The organism is Albidovulum sp. (assembly GCF_041919395.1).
Taxonomy (GTDB): domain Bacteria; phylum Pseudomonadota; class Alphaproteobacteria; order Rhodobacterales; family Rhodobacteraceae; genus Albidovulum.
The window spans coordinates 1-5,115 of the sequence record NZ_JAYRTX010000143.1 but is presented as its reverse complement, the minus strand read 5'-3'; the positions used below and the strand labels follow the sequence as shown (position 1 = coordinate 5,115).

The following is a 5,115-nucleotide window of genomic DNA, read 5'->3' as shown; positions in this document are numbered from 1 at the left end:
TTCGCCCGGCCCTCGGGACGCTCGCGCGCGATGGCGACCTTCTCGGGCCGGATCGCGAAGAAGACCTTGGTGCCCTGGTCGATCCGCTCGGTCGAGGATGCGATGATCTCGGGCTGGCCCTCGGCCCAGGCAATCGCATACTTGTCGTCGCCTTTGCGGGTCGCCCGGCCCTCCACGATGTTCACATCCCCGATGAAGTCCGCCACGTAAACCGAGTTCGGAGTTTCGTAAATCCGGCCGGGCGTGTCGACCTGGATCATCTTACCGTGGTCCATGACGGCCACGCGGGAGGCCACCGTCATCGCCTCTTCCTGGTCGTGGGTCACGATCACGAAGGTGGTGCCGGTCTTTTCCTGGATGTCCATCAGCTCGAACTGCGTCTCCTGCCTGAGCTTCTTGTCGAGCGCGCCCAAGGGTTCGTCCAGCAGGAGAAGCTTCGGCGCCTTGGCGAGCGAGCGGGCAAGCGCCACACGCTGGCGCTGGCCGCCGGAAATCTGGTGCGGCTTGCGCTTGGCAAACTTCTCGAGCCGGGTGAGGCGCAGCATCTCCTCCACCCGGGCGGGAATCTTCTCCTTCGGCATGGCGGACCGCTTCAGCCCGAAGGCGATGTTGTCCCAGACCGTGAGATGCGGGAAGAGCGCGTAGCTCTGGAACATCATGTTTGTTTCCCGCTTGTTCGGCGGGATCGGTGCCTGATCCACCCCGTCAAGCAGGATCTTGCCTTCCGTCGGCGTCTCGAATCCCCCGAGCATCCGCATCAGCGTGGTCTTGCCGCAGCCCGAGGGCCCGAGCAGCGCGAAGAACTCGCGCCGGAAGATGTCGAGCGTGACGTCGTCGATCGCGACGAACTCGCCGAATCTCTTCGTCACGTTCCGGAATTGGATCAGCGGCTTCTGGTCGGGGTCGAGCCAGGGGGCGAAGACAGGCCGGTTGGCTGGTTGCGCCATGATGTTCCCTCGTCATGTGAAACGCCCCGCGCCGTGGGGCGCGGGGCGAAGGGCGTCCGGTCTCAGGTGCCGGACTTGATCTTGGTCCAGAGCCGCGTCACGTCGCGGTTGACCTTCGGGTCCCAGGGCGAGGTGGTGTAGAGGTTCGCGGTCGTTTCCTCGTCCGGATAGATCGCCGTGTCGCCGATCACGTCCTCGTTCAGGAACTCCTGCGAGGCCTTGTTGCCGTTCGCATAATAGACGTAGTTCGACGCGGCGGCCGCGTTGTGGGCGTCCATGATGAAGTTCAGGAACTTGTGCGCGGCGTCCGGGTTCGGCGCATCGGCCGGGATCGCCATCTGGTCGAACCACATCAGCGCGCCTTCCTTCGGGATGTGATACTCGATCTCCGCCCCGTTGTTGGCTTCCGCCGCGCGGTCGCGCGCCTGCAGGATGTCGCCCGACCAGCCGAAAGCCATGCAGATGTCGCCGTTGGCGAGAGCGTTGATATATTCCGACGAATGGAACTTCAGGATGTAGGGCGCGATCGCGGTCAGCACCGGCTCCACCTTGGCGATGGTCTCCATGTCCTGCGCGTCCGGGTCCTCGCCGATGTATTTGAGCGCGGCCGGGATGATCTCGGTCGGCGCGTCGAGCACGTGCACGCCGCAGGTCGCGAGCTTCTCCATGTTCGCGGGATCGAAAAGGAGCGCGAGCGAGTTGACCGGCGCGTCCTCGCCAAGCACTTCCCTGACCTTGCCCACGTTGATGCCGATGCCGGTCGTGCCCCACATGTAGTTGATGGAGTACTCGTTGTCGGGGTCGTACTTCGCAGTCCGCTCCTGGATCACGTCCCACATGTTGGCGAGGTTCGGCAGCTTCGACTTGTCGAGTTTCTGGAACGCGCCGGCCTGGATCTGCCGCTGCAGGAACGAGCCGCTGGGGACGACGACGTCATAACCCGAGGCCCCGGCGAGCATCTTCGTCTCGAGGATCTCGTTCGAATCGAACACGTCGTAGACGAGCTTGATGCCGGTCTCCTCTTCGAACTTCGCCAGCAGCGTCTCGTCGATGTAGTCGGACCAGTTGTAGACATGGACCTCTTCGGCGCCGGCAACACCCGCCGCCAACAGTGCGGCCGCAGCCACCATGGTTTTCCGGAATCTCATAGTACCTCCTTGGTAGGCTGGAGTGGCCAGCCAGACGGTTTCAACGGTCCGATCGCGGCCGCCTGTTGTTGTTCGGTCATTTTGATCAAATTTTGCGACTCATTTCAACATGGCTTTTCCGCGGCGCGCAATCTATTATGAAGATACGGATTTTCGCGCCTCCCCTGTCAAGGAACGGGAATGAAAAACCTTCGTGAGAGAGACGAGTCGCCCAGAAAAGTTCCAACCCATGAAATCACGTACTGCCGTCTCCGTGACATGATTCTCTTCGGCCAGCTGGCCCCCGGACAGCCCGTCACGATTCAGGGCCTGACCGCGATCCTGGATGCCGGCATGACACCCGTGCGCGAGGCGATCCGCAAGCTGACGGCAGAGGGTGCGCTGGAGCTCCAGGGCAACCGCCGCGTCTCGGTTCCCCAGCTGACCGGCTCGCAGCTCGACGAGATCGCCTTCGCGCGCCTCACCATCGAGCCGAAGCTCGCCCACATGGCGGCGAGACGGCTGGAAACGAAGGACATCAACGAACTGGCGCAGATCGACGCCGACATCGACCAGGCCATCGCCACGGGCGACGTTCAGCGCTACCTGCTGGGCAACTACCGCTTTCACGTCACGCTCTACGAACGCGCGGGCGCGCCGATCCTCCTGTCGATCGTGCATTCGCTCTGGCTCCGCTTCGGGCCTTCGCTGCGCGTCGTCTGCGGCCGCTACGGCACCTCGAACCTGCCCGACCGCCACACCGAGGCGCTTGCCGCGATGCGGGCGGGCGATGCCGAGGCGCTGGCGCGGGCGCTGAGGGAAGACATCGAGCAGGGAATCGATCAGGTCCGGCTCTCGCTCCCTGCGTGAAAAATTTGATCAAATTCGGTTGACAGGAAATCTTTTGATCATATCCTGAGGGCGAGTCACGGCCTGCCCGCCTCGCCCGCGCCCTCGCGGCCAGGATCGCGTCAGGACCGTTCCCGAAAAGCCCGACCGGCCCGAACGACGCGAGAGAGCCCATGACGCAGATCACCAACCACCTGCCGACGAAAGAGCTTCAGGCGCTCGACGCCGCCCACCACATGCATCCCTTCACCGAAGGCGCCGCGCTGGCGCGGAAGGGCGCCCGGATCATCACCCGGGCGAAGGGCGTCTACCTCACGGACAGCGAAGGCCACCAGATCCTCGACGGCATGGCGGGCCTCTGGTGCGTGAACGTCGGCTACGGCCGCAAGGACCTCGCCGATGTCGCCGCGCGCCAGATCGAGGAGCTCTGCTACTACAACACCTTCTTCCAGACTTCGCACGTCCCCGCCATCGCTCTCGCGGCCGAGATCGCCAAGCTTGCGCCGGGCGACCTGAACCACGTCTTCTACGCCGGATCGGGGTCGGAGGCGAACGACACCAACATCCGCCTTGTCCGCCGCTACTGGGACGTGAAGGGCAAGCCGGAAAAGAAGGTCATCATCAGCCGCAAGAACGCCTACCACGGCTCCACAATGGGCGGCGCCTCGCTGGGCGGCATGTCGCCGATGCACGCGCAGGGCGGCCTGCCGATCCCCGACATCGTGCATGTCGGCCAGCCGCACTGGTGGGCGGAGGGCGGCGACATGACGCCCGAAGACTTCGGCCTGATGCGCGCCCGCGAGCTTGAGGCGAAGATCGAGGAACTCGGCGCCGACCGCGTTGCCGCCTTCATCGGCGAGCCGATCCAGGGCGCGGGCGGGGTCATCGTGCCGCCCGCGACCTACTGGCCGGAGATCCAGCGGATCTGCGACAAATACGGCATCCTGCTCATCGCCGACGAGGTCATCACCGGCTTCGGCCGGACCGGCAACTGGTTCGGCAGCCAGACCATGGGCATCCGGCCCCACATCATGACCATCGCCAAGGGTCTATCGTCCGGCTACGCGCCGATCGGCGGCTCGATCATCTGCGACGAGGTCCACGACACGGTCGCCGGCTCGGGCGACGACTTCAACCACGGCTACACCTATTCCGGCCATCCCGTCGCCGCCGCCGTGGCGCTGAAGAATCTCGAAGTGTTGCAGGAGGAAAGGATCCTGGATCACGTGAAGAAGGTCGCCCACCCCTACCTGATGGAACGCTGGCAGGCGCTCGCCGACCATCCGCTCGTGGGAGAGGCGAAACTCGTCGGCCTCATGGGCTCCATCGCGCTCACACCCGACAAGGCCACCCGGGCGAAGTTCGCCTCCGAGGCCGGCACGGTCGGCCTGCGCTGCCGCGAGCGCTGCTTCGCCAACAACCTCGTGATGCGCCACGTCGGCGACCGCATGATCATCTCCCCGCCTCTCGTGATCACGCCGTCCGAGATCGACGTGCTGATCGAACGGGCCACGAAGTCGCTTGACGAATGCTATGCGGGCCTGAAGTCCGACGGGCTTCTCGTCGCGGCTTGACGGGGGCCGCCCGATGGCCCGCCTCGACGTCCTGACGGCCAACGACCGGGCCGGGGAATATCCCCGGTCCTGGTATGCCGAGACGGCGGCCCCCCTTCCCCCGTTTCCGGCGGCGGCGGGCGATCTTGCCTGCGACGTCTGCATCGTCGGCGCGGGCTTCACCGGCCTCTCCGCCGCGCTGCATCTGGCCGGGCGCGGCTATGACGTCGTCCTCCTCGACGCCCATCGCGTCGGCTGGGGCGCCTCTGGGCGCAACGGCGGCCAGGTCGGCACGGGCCAGCGGCTCGACCAGGACGCGCTGGAAAAGGCCGTGGGCAAGGGCCACGCCCGCGCGCTCTGGGACCTCGCGCAGGAGGCGGTGGCGCTGACCCGTGCCCTTGCCAACCGCCACGCGCCCGAAGCCGGCTGGGCCGACGGCATCATCCACGCCTGCCATCGCCCGCGCCACGTCCCGCATGCCCGGGCCTACGCCGAGAGGATGGCGCGCGACTACGGCTACGACCTGATCCGCCCCCTGGATCGGGAGGAGTTGCGCAGCCTCGTCGGCTCGCCCGCCTATCACGGCGGCGACATCGACATGGGCGGCGGCCACCTCCACCCCCTGCGCTACGCGCTCGG

5 protein-coding genes are annotated in these 5,115 nt (G+C 65.8%); 3 read left to right on the top strand and 2 right to left on the bottom strand.

Annotation, left to right across the window (positions count from 1 at the left end; genetic code table 11):
* Together ACMUOO_RS16330 and ACMUOO_RS16325 are read right to left on the bottom strand one after the other, a co-directional pair.
* The coding region (locus ACMUOO_RS16330; protein WP_413855733.1) for an ABC transporter ATP-binding protein at positions 1-947 on the bottom strand (947 nt) is incomplete at its 3' end.
* A 62-nt stretch (positions 948-1,009) separates the two neighbouring features.
* The gene (locus ACMUOO_RS16325; protein ID WP_301918556.1) at positions 1,010-2,095 is read right to left on the bottom strand and encodes a polyamine ABC transporter substrate-binding protein; all 1,086 of its coding nucleotides are present in this window, start codon (positions 2,093-2,095) and stop codon (positions 1,010-1,012) included.
* A 180-nt stretch (positions 2,096-2,275) separates the two neighbouring features.
* Between ACMUOO_RS16325 and ACMUOO_RS16320 the strand changes: the two genes are divergently transcribed.
* The 3 genes from ACMUOO_RS16320 to ACMUOO_RS16310 form a co-directional block, all read left to right on the top strand.
* Positions 2,276-2,944, top strand: a complete 669-nt coding sequence (locus tag ACMUOO_RS16320; RefSeq protein ID WP_301918557.1) for a GntR family transcriptional regulator — start codon at positions 2,276-2,278, stop codon at positions 2,942-2,944.
* Positions 2,945-3,096: 152 nt separating this feature from the next.
* A complete protein-coding gene (locus tag ACMUOO_RS16315; RefSeq protein ID WP_301918558.1) occupies positions 3,097-4,497 on the top strand; it encodes an aspartate aminotransferase family protein in 1,401 nt (466 codons plus the stop codon).
* Positions 4,498-4,510: 13 nt separating this feature from the next.
* On the top strand, positions 4,511-5,115 hold a 605-nt coding region (locus ACMUOO_RS16310; RefSeq protein WP_301918559.1), incomplete at its 3' end, for an NAD(P)/FAD-dependent oxidoreductase.

Excerpts from the sequence above, each read along its gene's own strand:
- ACMUOO_RS16325 (WP_301918556.1), bottom strand. The coding sequence starts at position 2,095 with ATGAGATTCCGGAAAACCATGGTGGCTGCGGCCGCACTGTTGGCGGCG.
- ACMUOO_RS16320 (WP_301918557.1), top strand. The coding sequence starts at position 2,276 with ATGAAAAACCTTCGTGAGAGAGACGAGTCGCCCAGAAAAGTTCCAACC.
- ACMUOO_RS16315 (WP_301918558.1), top strand. The coding sequence starts at position 3,097 with ATGACGCAGATCACCAACCACCTGCCGACGAAAGAGCTTCAGGCGCTC.